The following is a 699-nucleotide window of genomic DNA, read 5'->3' on the forward strand; positions in this document are numbered from 1 at the left end:
GGGGTCCCACCAGGCGGGTCCGCGGACGTGGGGTGTGCCGTGGCGCATGCGGATCTCCCAGCCGGAGGTGTCGAGGGTTCTGTGGTGGTGCCAGCAGAGGGCGACGCCGTTGTCGGTGTGGGTGGGGCCGCCGTGGGCGTGCTCGTGGACGTGGTGGATCTCGCACCAGGTCGCGGGGACGTGGCAGCCGGGGATGAGGCACTCACGGTCGCGGAGGGTGATCGCGCGACGCTGATGCGCGGTGAAGATCCGGTCGGTGGTGCTGATGCCGATGATCCGCCCGTGCGGGTCGAACAGCACCCGTTGCACCCCGCCCGCGCACGCGGTGTGGACGGCGACACGGGTGGGGACGGGGGTGTCGATGCCCTCGACGTGCGCCCAGCCGCGGCCGGTCGTGTAGTCGTCGGCGGTGACGGACACCACCAGTGTGGGCGCGCCCCCGCCCAGGCGTGGGGTGTCGTCATGGCGGGCGGCGATGCCGAGGATCGCGGCGAGGGTGTCGTGCTGCTTCTGCGACCGGGAGCGGGTGTCGACCATCCGCCCCGGGTCACCGGACGGAAGGGCGTCGTCGTCCATACCCGCACCGTCATCGAGGGTTTCCGAGTTCGTTTCCGAGTTCGTCTCCCCCGAAGGCCGGAACATGACTCCGGGGACGGGTGGTCCGTCGACTTTCGGGTTCAGGTACGCGTCGAACAGGCG

Annotated in this window: 1 protein-coding gene; it reads right to left on the reverse strand. The window is 71.1% G+C overall.

Features of this window, described 5'->3' with window-relative positions:
- Positions 1–576 (reverse strand): HNH endonuclease signature motif containing protein (locus ACNPM4_RS19680; protein ID WP_448986890.1); only part of this gene is annotated, 576 nt, incomplete at its 3' end.
- Between the last annotated feature and the right edge of the window lie 123 nt (positions 577–699).

The organism is Microbacterium umsixpiens (genome assembly GCF_053543675.1).